This window comes from Streptomyces sp. NPDC051776, assembly GCF_040681345.1.
Classification (GTDB): domain Bacteria; phylum Actinomycetota; class Actinomycetes; order Streptomycetales; family Streptomycetaceae; genus Streptomyces.
The window spans coordinates 36159-51946 of sequence record NZ_JBFAYQ010000017.1; the positions used below are offsets into that span (position 1 = coordinate 36159).

A 15788-nucleotide genomic window follows, 5' to 3' on the forward strand; every position below is an offset into this window, starting at 1 on the left:
AGTGCACCGGCCCGGAGAGGGCTCGGAGGGCCGGATGAGGGAAATCGTCAGAGTGACGAGTAATGGGGGTACGATCCTGCCATGAACACAGGGGACCTGCGCGTACCGGTGGATGTGCCGTCGACCGCCCTCTTCACCGACCACTACGAACTGACCATGCTGCAAGCCGCGCTCCGTTCGGGCACGGCGGGGCGCCGGTCCGTCTTCGAAGTCTTCACCCGCCGGCTGCCCACGGGCCGCCGCTACGGCGTCGTGACCGGCACGGGGCGCGTCCTTGACGCCGTGGAGAACTTCCGCTTCGACGACGGCGCCCTGGAGTTCCTGCGCGGCCACCGCATCGTCGACGATGCGACGCTCTCCTGGCTCGCGGACCACCGCTTCCGCGGCGATATCTGGGGCTATCCGGAGGGTGAGGTGTACTTCCCCGGCTCGCCCTTCCTGCGCGTCGAGGGCAGCTTCGCCGAGGCCGTCCTGCTGGAGACGGTGATCCTCTCGATCCTCAACCACGACTCGGCGGTCGCCGCCGCGGCCTCCCGCATGGCCGTGGCGGCGGGCGGGCGGCCGCTGATCGAGATGGGCGCGCGCCGTACGCACGAGCTGGCCGCGGTGGCCGCATCGCGCGCGGCGTACATCGGCGGCTTCTCCTCGACCTCCGACCTCGCGGCCGGCTTCCGCTACGGCATCCCGACCGTGGGCACCAGCGCCCACGCCTTCACGCTGCTGCACGACAGCGAGCGGGACGCCTTCACCGCGCAGGTCGAGTCGCTCGGGCGGGGCACGACGCTGCTGGTGGACACCTACGACGTGGCCGAGGCCGTACGGATGGCGGTGGATATCACCGGCCCCGAGCTGGGCGCCGTACGGATCGACTCGGGCGACCTGCTGCTGGTGGCCCACCGGGTGCGGCAGCAGCTCGACGACCTCGGCGCGAAGAACACGCGGATCGTGGTCACCAGCGACCTCGACGAGTACGCGATCGCCTCGCTCGCGGCGGCCCCCGTGGACGCGTACGGGGTGGGCACCCAGCTCGTCACCGGCAGTGGCCACCCCACCTGCTCGATGGTCTACAAGCTGGTGGCGCGGGCGGAGTCGGATGCTCCGGACGCACCGCTGGTGCCGGTGGCCAAGAAATCGGTGGGCGGCAAGACGTCGGTCGGCGGACGCAAGTGGGCCGCGCGGCGCAAGGACGAGCAGGGCGTGGCCGAGGCGGAGGTCATCGGCACGGGCGAGGTCCCGGCCGACCTCGCCGACGACCTCCTCCTGGTGGAACTCGTCCGCGGCGGCGACATCATCGGTCGCGAGCCGCTGGCCGCCGCCCGCGACCGCCACGTCGCGGCGCGGGGGAACCTGCCATTGTCGGCGACGCAACTCTCCCGTGGGGAACCGGTGCTGCCCACGGAGTACCTGTAGCGGCGGCCCGCGGCGGGCAGGGCCCCGCCCGGATGGAGCGTTCCCGCCGCGGCGGGGATCGGAAGTGGCGTACGTGCCGCCTGGGATCCTTGCGGAGTAGCGGGAAGAATGCCGGCTCGGTACTGGCGCGCCGTACCGGTTCGGTCCCGCCCACAGCGGGAAGAAACAGGCGGTCCGCAGGCTTGGGGGTGTGGGAGGCGGCCCTCTCCCGTGCGGTGTCACCAGTTCCACCTTCGGGAGGCGGGGTCCCCCGCACCCCGCCGCTCACCAGCCGGAAGGCGTGTGTCATGCAACGGGCACTCATCGTCGTCGATGTGCAGAACGATTTCTGCGAGGGGGGGAGCCTCGCAGTCGCCGGGGGCGCGGACGTCGCCGCCGCGATCACGGACATGGTCGCGGAGTCGCGTGCCGACTACCGCCACATCGTCGCGACCCGCGACTTCCACATCGAACCGGGCATCCACTTCTCCAAGGAGCCGGACTATGTGGACACCTGGCCCCAGCACTGCATAGCCGGCACGGAGGGGAGCAGCTTCCACCCGAACCTTGCGCCCGCCATAGCCTCCGGGGCCATCGAGGCGGTGTTCTCCAAGGGGGCGTACAACGCGGCGTACAGCGGCTTCGAGGGCACCGATGAACACGGCACACCGCTCGCCGACTGGCTTCGGGCCCGAGGGGTGACCGGGATCGACGTGGTCGGCCTCGCGACGGATCACTGCGTACGGGCCACCGCGCTGGACGCGGTGCGGGAAGGCTTCGCGGTCCATGTACTGCTCGATCTGACCGCCGGTGTGTCGGACATCACAACCGAGCGGACGCTCGAAGAGCTGCGCGCGGCGGGCGTGGAGCTCAGCGGCAAGCCGGTCGTCTGACCCGCGCCCGCAACCGACCCACCCGCGCGGTGGGGCTCCGTGCCAACGCCATGCCACCGCTGCCGCGCCTGCCCGCGCCGGGAGGCCCCGCACCCCGCCCGCGCCCCGCAGAGCCGCGGTGGGGCTCCGTGCCAACGCCGTGCCACCGCTGCCGCGCCTGCCCGCGCCGGGAGGCCCCGCACCCCGCCCGCGCCCCGCAGAGCCCGGCCTGCGCCCGCCATGAGGGACTACAGCGCAGCGGACCACTCCGCCAGGATGCCCTCCCAGGCCCACGTGGAGGCCGACCCCGTGGGGATGTGGTCCGGCAGCGGGCTCGCCGGAGGCGGGGCCGGAGTCCGGTGCTGCCGCTGCACCTGGGCCGGCGGCCGCAGCAGCGTACGGATCGGGTGCCATGACTCGGTGTCGTCGTCCGGTGACGCCTTCCACACCAGCCCGTCGGGGTGGTGCAGCACAGCGGTGATCTCGTCGGGCGTCGGCGGCTCGGCGTTGCCGCGCAGGTAGACCGCCCGCAGGCCGAGGTTCCGGAGCCTGGTCAGGGCCCGTGCGCGGTTCGCGGCGTGCACGAGCACGCGGACCCGGGCACCGTCCCGGGCGCCCTCACCGGGCGCCCTCTGGGGCCGCGGCAACGACAGCGCGACGACCACGCTGCCGCCCGGAAGCTTGACGAATCCTCCACCTGCCATTGGCCTCGGATCTCCCCCGTTGAGACGTTGTGTCAATAAGAAAGCTTGCCAGAGCATCTAAACGCGAACGGCCGCCGCCCGCTAGAGGGCGGCGGCCGAATACGCTCTGACCTGCGAAGATAACGATTTACTTCGCCGCAGGCCCAACTCGGACGATCATGAGGGAGCCGTCACGGGCTTCCTTGAGGATCTTGATCCGGGTGTTGGTGTCAGTAATCTTGACGCCGGCCGTCGGGTTCGACTCGTCGTAGTAGTCGCCGTTGCGGTCGTCGAAGACCGAGACGCCCTTCTTCGACTTGACCTTGGCGGCCTTGCCGTCGTTGTGGAGCGTGAATCCGTCGGTGCCGTAGCGGCTGAACGGCGAGTCGTACGCCTGGATGCGGTTGCGCATCAGGGAGCCGTCCGACCACTTCTCCTGCTTCGGGTGCGCGTCGACCGGCAGGATCAGCCCCTCGCCCGGGTGCACGCCCACGTTGTTGTCCGCCTGGGAGGTGTCCCACAGCCAGAGGGCGAGACCGTTCTGGTACGGGTAGTGCTCCACCCAGTTGGGGCGCTTGGTGGCCCAACCGAAGTTGTACGGGCCGGACTTGAGGGTCTTGTCGTACGACACGTACTGCCGGTTCTCACCGATGTAGTACTGCGGGTACTCCTTGGTGAAGGACTCACCGATGCGCGAGAAGCCCTTCGCCGTCCAGCCGTTGTCGTCACCCTCGGCGCCGTCCTTGAACAGCTCCTGGCCGTCCGCGGTCACCGCGATCTCGTCCGCCGCGACGCCGAGCTGGGCCGCGCCGCCGTCCGTCTGGTAGCGGAACCGGATGTCGATCTTCTTGCCCGCGTAGGCGTCCAGCGGGAAGACGAGGCTCTTGTACTTCTCGGAGACACCGGTCAAGGCCGGCTTGTCACCGCCGTCGCGCGGGATGGCCTGGCCGTCGGCGGTGCCGTCGACCGGGGTCCAGCTCGCGCCGCCGTCCGTCGAGACCTCGGTGTAGAGGTAGTCGTAGCCCTCTTCGATGTCCCACCAGCCCTTGAGCGCCAGCTCGGCCTTGGTCTTGCCCGTCAGGTCGACCGGGCGGCTGAGGGTGTTCTTCAGGTCGTCACCCATGTCGCTCCACCACTGCTTGGAGCCCGCGGCGGGCTTGGCGATGGTGGTGGTCTTCGACTTGGCCGGGAGCTCGACGACGAGACCCTGCTTCAGCTTGGTGTTGTACTCGGACACGCCCAGTGCGTGCGTGGACTTCTTGCCGGCCTTGGCCTTGGCGTAGTTGAGCCAGCCGAGCTGCAGCTTGTCCCAGGCGGTCATGTCGCCCGGCAGGTCGCCGATCTCGTTCTTGCCGGTGCCGAGCCAGGAACCCGAGGACATCAGCGACCAGAAGCCGACGGAGGACTCGCCCTTGCCGGTGGTGTCGTAGAGGTCCGGCAGACCGAGGTCGTGGCCGTACTCGTGGGCGAAGACACCGAGGCCGCCGTTCTCCGGCTGCATGGTGTAGTCGCCGACCCAGATGCCGGTGTCGCCGATCTGGGTGCCGCCCGCCTGGTTGTCCGCGGGGCCGGTCTTGCCGGCGTCGGTGCCGTACGCGTACCAGCGGTGCGCCCACAGCGCGGTCTCGCCCTGGACACCGCCGCCCGCCGACTCGTCCTCGCCCGCGTGGACGATCTGGAAGTGGTCGATGTAGCCGTCGGGCTCGTTGAAGTTGCCGTCGCCGTCGAAGTCGTAGCGGTCCCAGGCGTCGTACTTCTTCAGCTGAGCCTTGATCTGCTCCGGGGTCTTGCCGGCGGCCTTCTGGTCGGCGGCCCACTGGTTGACACCGTCGCGCACGGCGTCCCAGACGTTGGCGCAGTTGGTGTCACCGCAGTAGTTCGAGCCGTAACGGGCCTCGTTCCACTTGACCTTGACCCAGTCCGCGACCTCGCCGTCGACCGAGTAGCGGCCCGAGGACTGCTTCTCGTAGTACTTCTCGAGCGACTGCTTCTTCTTCGCCGTCGAGAAGTACATGTCCTCGAAGTGCTTGCGATTGAAGTCCTTGCGCCAGGCCGTGCTGTTGTCGTCCGCACGGTCCGGCTCGGCTATCTCGTTGTGAGCCGGGCCGGGCTTGCCGCCGTACTTCACGACGGGCGGCTTGGGGCCGGAGCCGTCGGGGTCGAACATGGTCGTGTCGTCGACCTTGTCGCCGAACTCCACGAGGATCGTGAAGATCTTGTCGGTCTTCTCACGGCCGAGCTCGACGTACTTGTTCTTGCCGAGCTTCACGACCTGGGAAGCACCGCGCTTGGTGGCCTTCGCATCCCCCGCGAGCACCCGCTGGAGCGCCTCTTCGCGCTGCGCCTCCTGGCGCTCGCTGAACGGGCCCTTCAGATCGTGCTCGACGTTCTGCTTCGCGGGCGCCGGGTCACGGCGCTCGATGTCCGCGGGCCGGTCCTCCGCCTGTGCGGCTCCGATCGTCAGCGCGGCCGCACCGATTGCGGCGACCGCTGTCACGATGGCGGCAGATCTTATGGCCCGCCGTCCGCTCTTCGCGTTCTTCACTTGTTTGTGCCCTCCCCGATTGCTGCGTGGTCAGGGGGCATTGGACCGGAGACTGGGCCGAAAAAACAGATCTTGACTTGCGCACGCCAGGCGAGTACGTTTTTTGGCTTATGCCTTCCGGTATCCGGAGGGCGCAGGATCAGCGGTGTCGTCATACCTGGTCACCGCCCCAACAGGCGCGTCCGTCTCGGCAGTTGGAATGCCGAATGACTCCGTGCGCCCCCCGTGCACCGGGGGCGTGGGTAAGGTCACGCTTACCGCCGGTTAGCCTCGGGCAGACAGCACTCATACCCCTGCATCAGCTCCGAGGACGGAACCCGCCATGCCGCGACCGACCGCCGCACAGCTCGCCTACGGTTCGGCCACCGTCGTCTTCTCGACCCTGGCCATGCTCCTGCTCTCCCAGACCCGTTCAGGGTTCGGGGTGACAGTGATCGCCTTCACCGGGCTGGCCCTCGGACTCCTCGTCGCCCTGACGGTGCCCGCGCCCCGCACGACCCCGCCCGGGCAGCCCGCCACCGCGCAGCGCGGCGAGCGGCTCGGCGCCGCCGCGCCCCGGGCGCGCACCCGTTCCGCCTCCGGCTCCCGTGTCGAGGAGCACTCGCTGCACCACTGACAACCCACCCCCCGTGGGTTATTGCACTTCCACGACAACGGTCCTGGCGGCCTTGTCGTGAAGACACTGGTGGTACGGCTGGTCCCAGGTGCACCACAACACGTTGATCAGCCAGAAGATGAAGCCGCAGCACGGCACGATCTCCGGAACGGTGTAGACGCAGGCGCGGACCCACCCCTCAGAACCCTTGGGAATGGATCCGTCCGCGAGCATGGCGACACGGATGTTCATCAGCTTCTTGCCGACGGTCTGCCCGAAGCGCGTCAGCATCAGCCCCTCGTAGATGAGGTACGCGAGCAGCGCGACGCCCTGGACGGAGGCCTGCCGGCCCGAATCGTCCGCGTCCGTGGGGTCGTACCCGCCCACGACGAAGTACATGATGACCCCGACCGGGACATAGATGATCAAGGCGTCGATGATGCGGGCGACCAGACGCTTGCCCCGGTTCGCCAGCGGCGGCATCCCGGCGAGCGGATCGGCGCCGTACGGTGAACCGCCGTACGGCGCCTGCCCGTACGGCCCTTGGCCATAGGGACCAGGTGCGCCCGGGGGCGGCGGCGCGCTCCACTGCCCCTGGCCCTCGCCCGGAGGTGGCTGAGAGCCCTCACCGGGCGGGGGCGGCGGTGCCTTGTCGTACGGAGATCCCCCTCCGGCACCGGATCCGGAACCGTCCTGCGGGCGCTTGCGGAACGGATCCTCCTCCGGCGGCCCGCCGGATCCCGGTGGCGGCTCATCGGTGCTCATGCGCACCAGTCGACCCCTGCCGGACCACGGCCGCAGCCCGGCAGGCGCCGTTCGGGCGACCGGCGGTCAGCCCGCGGAGGCGCTGCCGCCCGTGCCCGCCACGAAGCTTCCGGCCGCCTTGTCGTGCCAGCACTGGCGCCACGGCCGGTCGAACAGGCACCACAGCACATTGACGATGCCGACGGCGAGCAGCCCGAGGACGCTGTAGAGCAGCCAGCGCCGAAGGGCGGCACCGAAGCCGAGGGGCTCGTGGGTCTCGATGCCGAGCACCTTGACCCCGCAGAGGCGCTTGCCCAGCGTCCGGCCCCACTTGGCCGTCGGCAGCACCTCGTACAGGACGCCGCCGAGGAGCAGAACGCCGAGCACGATGCCGAGATGGACGGCCGTGGTGCCGTCGAGCAGCCAGACCGTGACGGTCTCGCCGCTGAGCCTGGCCTGCTCGATCTTGTCGTTGATGTGGTCCGACGCCTTGGTCCACAGCGGTACGGCGGCGGCCCCGACGGCGCCGCCCAGCAGCAGCGTGTCGATGAGCCGGGCAGCGAACCTGCGGCCGAGGGAGGCCGGGCGGGCGGACGCCTGGGCCCGCGCCGCCTGTAGGAACGGGTCGTCGGCCGGGGGCCGCCAGGGGACGACGGGCTCGGACGCGCCGCCCGACGGGCCGCCCTCCGGCTGCGCGAGCGGGTGCGCCTGCTGCGACCACGAGGCCTGACCGCCGGCGGGCCCCTGGGTGACCGGCCCCACGGGACCGGCCGGGGCGGGCGAGGAAGGCTGCGGGGCCCGGGCGCCGGGGGCCGCCGCGGCGGAGGCCGCCGTGGGGGAAGCTGCCGTGGGGGAGGCCGCCGTGGGGGCGGGTGCCTGGGCGTTGGGGCCGGGTGCCTGGGCGTTGGGGCCGGGTGCCTGGGCATTGGGGCCGGGTGCCTGGGCATTGGGGCCGGGCGCCTTCGCGTGCGGGCCGGGCGCCTGGGCCTGCGCCGGGCCGTGGGAGGACTGCGCTGATCCCGGGCCGGGCTGGGCCGGAATGCCGCCGCCCGGGGTGCCGGACCGCCGGGTGCGGCGGATGGCCATCGTGCCGTCGCTCCGTCCCGCGGACGGCGAGGAACCGGCGGGCGGGCCGGGAATCGCCCGGATGGTCATCGTCCCATCCTGCGCCGCGGCCACCGGGTCCGACTGCCCCGTACGCCCGGACTGCCCGGACTGCCCGGACCGCCCGGACTGCCCGGACTGCCCGGAGGCCGAACCGCCCTCCCGCGCCGGGGGCACCGACGGCGTCCCGCTGCCCGCCCCCTGGCGTACGGCGCGGATCGCCATCGTGCCGTCTCCACCGGCCTCGCCGCGCGCCGCCGGATCCGCGGCCGGGGATGCGGCGCCGTCGCCCGCATCGGTGCGCAGGGCGAGCATTCCGTCGCGGCGGGGGCGGTCGCCTTCGGCGCCCGGTCCTCGGTCGTTTCCCTGATCGCTTTCGCGGTCGCGTTCGACGGAGGACCGCCCGGCCCCGAAGTCCACGGTGCCCGGCCCGCCTCGCTCGCCGGACGCGGTTGCCTCGCCCGTAGAGGGATCACCGCCCGTACGGGGATCACCGCCGATTCGGGGATCACCGCCGATTCGGGGATCGCTGCCCGTACCAGGGTCACCGCCACCCGTACGGGCGTCGCCGCCGCTCCGCAGATCACCCGGTCGGTTCGCGCCCCAGGACACACGGTCCTGGTCGCCGAAGCCCGACTGGCGAGAGGCATCCGCGCCCCAGGCGGAAGCGGGCTCGGGGCGCGAGCCGTGAAGGCGCTGGGGATCGCTCCAGTCGATGCCATCGGAGGGGCGTACGTCCATCTCGCCACGGGGCCTCAACTCGGGCAGCGCGCGGCCCGGTCCGGCCTGCGGCGCTCCGCCCGCGCCCTCTCCCTCGTCGGGGGAGGAGTCCCCCGTCTCCTCCCGCGGCGGCTCCGGCGCCGTGGAGGCGGGCGGTGCCCCGCCCGGCGCGCCCGGCATGGCCTCGCCGTCGGCGGGGGCCGGCCGGCTCGTCCCCGGGACCCATGCGGCACCGTTCCAGTACCGGATGTAGCCGGGGATGGACGGGTCGGGGTAGAAGCCGGGGGCGGGGCTGCCGCCGGCGGATCCTGAGGTAGGGGCGCTCATTGACCGTGTCCCGTCGTATCTGCTCTGCCGTGGTGTGCGGTTGGGCAGGAGCAGTCTGCCGCACACGCGCGGTGGGGTGTACCAGGCTCCGTCACCGCCCGCGTTCCTGCGTGCGCGGGCCGGAGCACACCGTCCACACATACCAGACCCGGGAGAGGCCCCGGATCCGTCGTGCGGCCCGGTCTCCTTGCGCGTACCCGCCCGGTCCCCGCCCGAACGGCCCGCCCGGCGCCCTGCACCGCGGCCGCGTCGGACCACCGGGCGGGTCTCCCAACTCCCGCCCGGGGCAAGGGGGATCGCCGCACCCTGATCGTGCCGCGCCCTATGCCCGGTCCGTCACGCGCCGCAACAGTTCCGCGGTGCGCTCGCGCCGCATCCAGGCGATGAAGGCGACCGGCACGGCCGCGACGACCGGGACGAGGACGCCTTCACCCTCGAGCACGACGATGTGCGTGACCGTGGCGCCCGTCAACAGGCCGAGGAACGCCAGCGCGGCCAGGCCCGTCAGCGCGGGAATCAGAAGGGCCACCGCACCCGCCAACTCCAGGCCCCCGACGAGGTACAGGAACCAGTCGCCGAAGCCGATCTTGTCGAAGGTCTCCTTCACCGGGTTCTGGGCCGTGAGTTTGGGGGCGGCGCCGAGGACGAAGAAAGCGGCGGTGGCGATCTCCAGGACCCGTAGGGCGATACCGGCCCGCCTCGGTGTCATCGCTGTCGCATCGGTCATCGTGGGCTCCTCCGTTGGCGGTCACGTTCCGGTGTGCTGGTGAGGAGTTGGACGGCACGTCGGCACAGAACTCATCGGTGCGACATCCCCGTTACCGCATCTGCGGTCCGGGCGGCGATGAGTTTAGTGACGCCGCCGGGTCTCCACTAGGGAAGACCACGACGGGAGGCGGGCTTTGGCCGGTCCTGATGAAGAGCCGACGGTACGTGCGATCGTCCTCGCCCTTGACGGTCCGATCACGGCCGCCCACGTGCCCCGGCTGTGCGAGCGCCTGGGGGTGCTTCTGCGGGGCAGCGACGCCGAGACGGTGACCTTGGAGGTGGGGCCGCGCCTCGCACCGGACGTGCTCACGCTGGAAGCCCTGGCACGCCTGCAGCTCACCGCCCGACGCACGGGCCGGAGCATCCGGCTGCGTCATGTCCGCGACGAGCTTCGCTGCCTGCTGGCTGCATTCGGGCCTGGACGAGGTCCTGCCCGCGTGCCCCGGGCTACGGGTCGAGCCGGGGCGCCAGTCCGAACAGCGGGAACAGCCGGGCGGTGTCGAGGAATGAATTCAGCCCGGCGATACGGCCGTCGGAGACCTCGATCACTTGCAGCGCCCAGGGCTCGTGACCGCCGCCCACCGCGGCGGGCCGGTACTGACCGAAGGCCGGTGAACCGTTCGCCGTGACCGGGACGAGCCGGGATCCGCGGCATCCGTGCCCGGGTCCTGTGAGCCACTCCAGGATGTCGGGGTGGCCGCGCAGCCACAGCTCGTACGGCGGCATGGACAGGGTCGCGTCCTCGTGGAGCAGCGAGGTGAGCGAGTCGAGGTCGTAGCGCTCGAAGGCGTCGACGTAACGGGCGAGCAGGGCCCGCTGTTCCTCGTCCATCGGCCTGGCCGTGTCGGTGGACGCGATGTCGCTGGAGGCGATCGTGGCGCGCGCCCGCTGCAGGGCGCTGTTGACCGAGGCAACGGTGGTGTCGAGCAGTTCCGCGACCTCGCTCGCCTTCCAGGCCAGCACCTCGCGCAGGATCAGCACGGCCCGCTGCCGGGGCGCCAGATGCTGCAGCGCGGCGATGAATGCCAGCCGCACCGACTCCCGGGCCACGGCCACCTCGGCCGGGTCCCCGTCCGTCGGCAGCATGCGGCTGTCGGGCATCGGTTCGATCCAGGTGACCTCCGGCAGCGGGGGGCCCAGAGGGGACGCGGCCGTCTGCGGGGAGGAGAGGTCCATGGGGCGGGTGCGGCGCTCCTTCCCGCCCAGGATGTCAAGGCAGACGTTGGTCGCGATGCGGTAGAGCCAGGACCGGAGGGCGGAGCGGCCCTCGAAGCGGTCGTACGCCTTCCAGGCCCGCACCATCGTCTCCTGCACGGCGTCCTCGGCCTCGAAGGCCGAGCCGAGCATGCGATAGCAGTAGCCGGTGAGTTCCGTCCGGTGCCGCTCCAGGCGGAGCTCCACATCCTCGGAACCGCGCGTCGTGGTGTCTTGTGCGGGTACGGCTTCACTCATGCGAGGGCCCCTGTAGAGCTCCGGCCGCGGCCCCACTGGGCGCTCCGGCCTTTTCAACCGCCTCTCTGGGCACCCTATCCAGACGAAGTGCACCCCTCCACCCGGATGCGTACCGGACGCGCATGAACCGGTACGGCGGTACGGGCCCGGGCAGGGGCGGAGCCGTGCGCCCAGCAAAGAGAACCGTCCGCGACCGCGCAGGTGAGGCGATCGGACGACGCTGCTTCGAAGACGGGGCCCTAGAAGATCTTGCCCGGGTTGAGCAGGTTCAGGGGGTCGAAGGTCTGCTTGATGCCCCGGTGGAGCTCCAGTCCCACCGGTCCCAGCTCCCTCGCCAGCCACTCCTTCTTCAGCACGCCGACACCGTGCTCCCCCGTGATCGTGCCGCCCAGGTCGAGTCCCAGGGCCATGATCCGGTCGAAGGACTCGCGGGCGCGGCGCGACTCGTCCGGGTCGGAGGCGTCGAAGCAGACGACCGGGTGGGTGTTGCCATCGCCCGCGTGCGCGCACATGCCCACCGTCAGGCCGTACTCCTCGCCGATCGCCGCGGTGCCGTCCAGCATCGCGCCGAGCCTGGAGCGGGGCACGCACACGTCGTCGATCATCGTGGCGGTGCTGACCCGCTCAAGCGCGGTGAGGGCGAGCCGGCGGGCCTTGAGCAGCATGTCGGACTCGGCGGCGTCCTCGGCCGGGACGACCTCGGTTGCCCCGGCCGCCGAGCACAGCTCCGCGACCGCCGCCAGGTCCGCCGCCGGGTCCGGGGTGTCGAACGCGGCGAGCAGCAGCGCCGCGGTGGTCTCCGGCAGTCCCATGGAGGCCATGGCGTTGACGGCGCGGAGCGTGGTGCGGTCCATGAGTTCGAGCAGCGAGGGCGCATGGCCGCGTGCCATGATCTCGCAGATCGCCTCGCACGCGGCGGCCGTGGACGGGAACTCGGCGGCGAGGACGAGCTGCTGGAGCGGCGCCGGCTTGAGGGCGAGGACGGCGCGGACGACGATGCCGAGGCTGCCCTCGGAGCCCACGAAGAGCCGCGTCAGGTCGTATCCGGCGACGCCCTTGGCCGTGCGGCGGCCGGTCGTCAGCAGCCTCCCGTCGGCGAGGACGACGTCGAGCCCGAGCACGTACTCGGCCGTCACTCCGTACTTGACGCAGCACAGACCGCCCGAGGCGGTGCCGATGTTGCCGCCGATCGTGCACTGCTCCCAGCTGCTGGGATCCGGCGGGTAGTAGAGCCCCTTCTCGGCGACCGCGCGGGAGAGCGCCGCGTTGACGACGCCCGGCTCGACGACCGCGATCCGGTCCACCTGGCTGATCTCCAGGATCCGGTCCATCTTGACGAGCGAGAGCACGATGCAGCCGTCCGAGGCGTTCGCGGCGCCGGACAGGCCCGTCCGCGCTCCCTGCGGCACCACTGGGACGCGTAGTTCCGTGGCGGTGCGCATGACGTGCTGGACCTGCTCGACGGTGCGCGGCAGGACGACGGCGGCCGGGGCGCCCGCGTCGCAGAAGCTCGCCATGTCGTTGGCGTAGGAGCCGGTGACGTCGGGGTCGGTGAGGACGGCCTCGGCGGGGAGCCCGTCGCGCAGTCGCTCGATGAGGTCAGCCATGGTTCCAGCCTCGCACCGGCGGGCCCGGGTGGGAAGATCGACAGGCGAGGCGCGCGCGGCCCTCCGCGGTCCGCGGCGCGAGGCGCTACTCCAGGGTGTACACGGAGAGTTTGCGTGCGCCGACCGGCCCCGAGGCGTAGCCCATGCACAGCCGCGGGCCTTCGCTCCGGAGCACCGCGAGACCCTCCGGTTCGCGCAGGTTCAGCGCGTACACGGTGTCGGAGCGCACCTGCTGGACGACCTCCCCGGTGCGGACGTCGATGCAGTACAGCAGGGTGTCGCCGCGGTCCGGGGGCGGGCTGTCGGGGTCGTGGGAGTGGCCGAGCATCTGGTACGCGTAGTCGCCGTGGAGCGTCATGCCCTGGAAGGGCAGGGCGAGTTCCGTGCCCGGCTGGGCGAAGTCGGCGCGCCGCACGTAGCGCCCTGCCGTGAAGGCGTCCAGGTCGAAGAGGGCGTACCGGCGGAACCCCCCGATCGCGTAGCGCAGGAGCAGCCGACGGCTGTCCTGGTCCAGGGCCGCGGTGTTGTTGGTGGTCCCGGGCAGCGCCCAATGGAGCGAGACGGCGGGGTCGGTGCTGTGGAGCACGGTGCCCGCGGCGTACGGGAAGCGGCCGATCGCGCGTCCGTAGCCCGACACGGGGTTGGCGTCGCACTCGGTCCACAGCGTGACGGGGCCGCTGTCCGCGCGCGCGTCCTCGACGGCCATCACGGTGCCGTGGCCGAAGCCCTTGAGGTACATGCGGTCGAGGAGGGTGCCGTCCCAGGAGAGCCGGTTCATGCAGAGGTCACCGGCGAGCGAGCGTTCGGCATGGGTGTACGCGCGGGACTCGCCCGGCAGTTGGACACCGCCCGAGATCAGCTGGACCGCGTAGATGTGTCGGCGGCTCTCGTCGAATCCGAACGACTGCATGACGGTGGTGTGGTGCAGCGGCTTCTCGGCGATCCAGCGGGTGGACGGGAGGCTCAGGTCGAACGGCGCCTCGGCGGCGGGTGCTTGCGGGCCCGGCGGGTCCTGGGCAGGGAGGCGCCGGGGCGCGGCGGCGGCCCGCGGAGCCGTGAGCGAGGCCGTCAGGGCGCCCGCGAGCCCGAGAACCGTACGGCGGCACGGCGCCGCCGGCCGACGGCCGCTGTTCTTCTCCGCCACTCCGCCGTCGTCCCGGGCGGTTCCGGCGTCTCCGGTGTCCCCGGCATCCCCAAGTCGTCGCATTTGAGCACTATCAGGTCTGCGGCGGTGCGCACGCCCGCTCGGCGTCGCGGGGCGCCGGAAGTTCATCCGGACGCCGGGACGTTCATCCGTACGGGCCGGGGGACTCGGGAGGGGCCTCTTGAGTCGTGCGTTCCTACCGGGGCTCGGTGTCACTCGGGGCGGTCAAGGGCCGCCGCCCGGAGGGCGTGCACCTCGTCCCGGACGCGGTCGGCCAGCAGCGCCCCGAGGGCGGCATGCGCGGTGTCGGTGAGCACGGCGACGACCGAGGTCGCGCCGTGCGTGGTCAGCGACAGGGCGACGGGATGCTCCGGACTGAGGGCGGGTACGGCCGTGAGCCGGTCCAGCGTCGCGCCGCCGAGAGCCAGAGCGGCCGCTCCGGTGCGCACATTGCTGCAGAGGAGCGAGGAGTAGCGCGGGGAGTCGGCGTACCGGGCGAACGCGTCACGTACGGGGCCGCGACGGCGCGAGCTTCGACGCACCATCAGGGCCTGGGCGGGGGCGAGCCCGTGGCGCGCGGCCCGGCGCGAGGCGGCGTCGACGGCCGCGAGGCGCTCCTGCGGGGAGACGGCCGTGGCCGTGGGTAGCGGGAGGCGGACCGTCGCGTAGTGGTTGCCGAGGAACGCCTCGTCCAGCGGCGAGCGGAGATCGACCGGGACCATCGCGCGGACCCCCGGCAGACCCGGGCGGGGGCCGAGTGCGCCGGTGGAGCCCAGCGCGGCCGCAACGGCTGCCAGGAACACGGAGTTGACGGAGGCGGGGTCACCGGGCAGGGCCCGGCGGGCCTCGCGCAGCGCCGTCACAGGAACCTCGCTCCAGGCCAGGGCCCGTCCGTCGCCCACCCGCACGTGGAACGGCAGCCGGCGTCCCGCGGGGAGCAGTCCGGCCGCGGCACGGAGCCGGGCGGAGCGGGGGACCGGGGGCAGGGCGAAGGGCTCGGCCAGGTGCGCGGCGGCCGGTGGCAGGGGGTACGCGCCGGGACCGTCGAGGAGGATGCGGAGCAGGGTGATCAGGGCCTTGCCGTCGAGCAGCGCATGGTGGGCGCGCAGCAGGAGCGCGAACCCGTCGGCGGCGGGGAGGAGATGGAGGCGCCACGGCGGTACGCGGTCGGCGCCGCCACCGTCACCGACGCCGTCACCGCCACCGTCACGGCCGCCGTCACCGACGCCGTGACCGTCACAGCTGCCGGCCATGTCGCCGCCACCGCCACCGCTGCCGCTGCCGGCCAGGTCGCCGCTGCCGTCGAAGTCGTTGCAGTCGTGGAGGTCGTCGAGGTCGTCGAAGCCGTCGAAGTCGCGGACGTCGCATGCGCCGTCGAGGGGCTGTGACAGCAGGGTGGCCACGAGTGTGTCAGCCCGGTCGTCGGCGCCACGGTCCTGATCGGGGTCTTGCCGGTCGCACCCGGTGTGGTCGACCACGTGAAGGTCCGGGTCGGGTGGCCGCCGGGCGGACGACCAGCGGGGCCAGGGGCGTTCGAGGGGCACCGCGCAAAGCCGTGGAAGGCAGCACCAGCGCTCGCGTACACGGGCGCGCAGCTCGCCGAGTGCGGGCGCCGGCCCGTGAAACCGGGCGAGCATCCCGATGGTCATGCACATGGCGCCGTCGGTCTGGTGACGGTACAGCCAGGCGTCGACGGGCGGCATGGACCGGTCCGCGGTGTCCCGGTCGTGGTCCCGGGCCGTACCCCGGTCCGACGCCTGGGCCGTATCCCGGTCCCACGCCGGACCCGTACCCCCGTCCGACGCCTGGGCCGTACCCCGGTCCCACGCCGGACCTAC

General features: G+C 72.1%; 11 protein-coding genes and 2 pseudogenes. 4 read left to right on the forward strand and 9 right to left on the reverse strand.

What is annotated here, in order from left to right; all coding sequences use genetic code 11:
• Positions 1–81: 81 nt before the first annotated feature.
• Both AB0M26_RS15765 and AB0M26_RS15770 read left to right on the forward strand, forming a co-directional pair.
• Positions 82–1410 (forward strand): nicotinate phosphoribosyltransferase, encoded by a 1329-nt coding sequence (locus AB0M26_RS15765; protein WP_365260595.1) that lies wholly within the window; start codon positions 82–84, stop codon positions 1408–1410.
• Positions 1411–1697: 287 nt separating this feature from the next.
• On the forward strand, positions 1698–2282 hold the full coding sequence (locus tag AB0M26_RS15770) for an isochorismatase family protein (RefSeq protein ID WP_365260598.1): 585 nt from the start codon (positions 1698–1700) through the stop codon (positions 2280–2282).
• A 362-nt stretch (positions 2283–2644) separates the two neighbouring features.
• Here the strand turns inward: AB0M26_RS15770 and AB0M26_RS15775 are convergent.
• Positions 2645–2965, reverse strand: a pseudogene (locus AB0M26_RS15775) (hypothetical protein); the annotation flags it as partial.
• Between the two features lie 127 nt (positions 2966–3092).
• Positions 3093–5489 (reverse strand): immune inhibitor A domain-containing protein, encoded by a 2397-nt coding sequence (locus tag AB0M26_RS15780; protein ID WP_365260601.1) that lies wholly within the window; start codon positions 5487–5489, stop codon positions 3093–3095.
• 322 nt (positions 5490–5811) lie between these two features.
• On the opposite strand from AB0M26_RS15780, the gene AB0M26_RS15785 reads away from it, so the two are divergent.
• The gene (locus AB0M26_RS15785) at positions 5812–6105 is read left to right on the forward strand and encodes a hypothetical protein (RefSeq protein WP_365260604.1); all 294 of its coding nucleotides are present in this window, start codon (positions 5812–5814) and stop codon (positions 6103–6105) included.
• A gap of 18 nt (positions 6106–6123) precedes the next feature.
• Here the strand turns inward: AB0M26_RS15785 and AB0M26_RS15790 are convergent, their stop codons facing one another.
• From AB0M26_RS15790 to AB0M26_RS15800, 3 genes are all read right to left on the reverse strand, one after another.
• Positions 6124–6849: an RDD family protein gene (locus AB0M26_RS15790; RefSeq protein ID WP_365260607.1), complete on the reverse strand. Its 726-nt coding sequence runs from the start codon at positions 6847–6849 to the stop codon at positions 6124–6126.
• 66 nt (positions 6850–6915) lie between these two features.
• Positions 6916–8979: an RDD family protein gene (locus tag AB0M26_RS15795; RefSeq protein WP_365260610.1), complete on the reverse strand. Its 2064-nt coding sequence runs from the start codon at positions 8977–8979 to the stop codon at positions 6916–6918.
• Between the two features lie 322 nt (positions 8980–9301).
• Positions 9302–9706, reverse strand: coding sequence for a DoxX family protein (locus AB0M26_RS15800; RefSeq protein WP_365260612.1), 405 nt, complete (start codon positions 9704–9706; stop codon positions 9302–9304).
• 277 nt (positions 9707–9983) lie between these two features.
• On the opposite strand from AB0M26_RS15800, the pseudogene AB0M26_RS15805 reads away from it, so the two are divergent.
• Positions 9984–10103 (forward strand): annotated as a pseudogene (locus AB0M26_RS15805) (hypothetical protein); the annotation flags it as partial.
• Between the two features lie 91 nt (positions 10104–10194).
• Here the strand turns inward: AB0M26_RS15805 and AB0M26_RS15810 are convergent.
• The 4 genes from AB0M26_RS15810 to AB0M26_RS15825 all read right to left on the reverse strand — a co-directional run.
• Positions 10195–11199 carry a sigma-70 family RNA polymerase sigma factor gene (locus AB0M26_RS15810; RefSeq protein ID WP_365260615.1) on the reverse strand — a complete coding sequence of 335 codons (1005 nt, stop codon included), beginning with the start codon at positions 11197–11199 and terminating at the stop codon, positions 10195–10197.
• Between the two features lie 239 nt (positions 11200–11438).
• Positions 11439–12806, reverse strand: coding sequence for an FAD-linked oxidase C-terminal domain-containing protein (locus AB0M26_RS15815; protein WP_365260618.1), 1368 nt, complete (start codon positions 12804–12806; stop codon positions 11439–11441).
• Positions 12807–12891: 85 nt separating this feature from the next.
• Positions 12892–14013, reverse strand: a complete 1122-nt coding sequence (locus tag AB0M26_RS15820) for a teichoic acid biosynthesis protein C (protein WP_365260621.1) — start codon at positions 14011–14013, stop codon at positions 12892–12894.
• Between the two features lie 149 nt (positions 14014–14162).
• Positions 14163–15788, reverse strand: a 1626-nt coding sequence (locus AB0M26_RS15825) for a WS/DGAT domain-containing protein (RefSeq protein WP_365260624.1), incomplete at its 5' end; no start/stop codon positions are given.

Coding starts and splice junctions, on each gene's coding strand:
- AB0M26_RS15765 (WP_365260595.1), top strand. CDS start 82: ATGAACACAGGGGACCTGCGCGTACCGGTGGATGTGCCGTCGACCGCC.
- AB0M26_RS15770 (WP_365260598.1), top strand. CDS start 1,698: ATGCAACGGGCACTCATCGTCGTCGATGTGCAGAACGATTTCTGCGAG.
- AB0M26_RS15785 (WP_365260604.1), top strand. CDS start 5,812: ATGCCGCGACCGACCGCCGCACAGCTCGCCTACGGTTCGGCCACCGTC.
- AB0M26_RS15790 (WP_365260607.1), bottom strand. CDS start 6,849: ATGAGCACCGATGAGCCGCCACCGGGATCCGGCGGGCCGCCGGAGGAG.
- AB0M26_RS15795 (WP_365260610.1), bottom strand. CDS start 8,979: ATGAGCGCCCCTACCTCAGGATCCGCCGGCGGCAGCCCCGCCCCCGGC.
- AB0M26_RS15800 (WP_365260612.1), bottom strand. CDS start 9,706: ATGACCGATGCGACAGCGATGACACCGAGGCGGGCCGGTATCGCCCTA.
- AB0M26_RS15810 (WP_365260615.1), bottom strand. CDS start 11,199: ATGAGTGAAGCCGTACCCGCACAAGACACCACGACGCGCGGTTCCGAG.
- AB0M26_RS15815 (WP_365260618.1), bottom strand. CDS start 12,806: ATGGCTGACCTCATCGAGCGACTGCGCGACGGGCTCCCCGCCGAGGCC.
- AB0M26_RS15820 (WP_365260621.1), bottom strand. CDS start 14,013: ATGCGACGACTTGGGGATGCCGGGGACACCGGAGACGCCGGAACCGCC.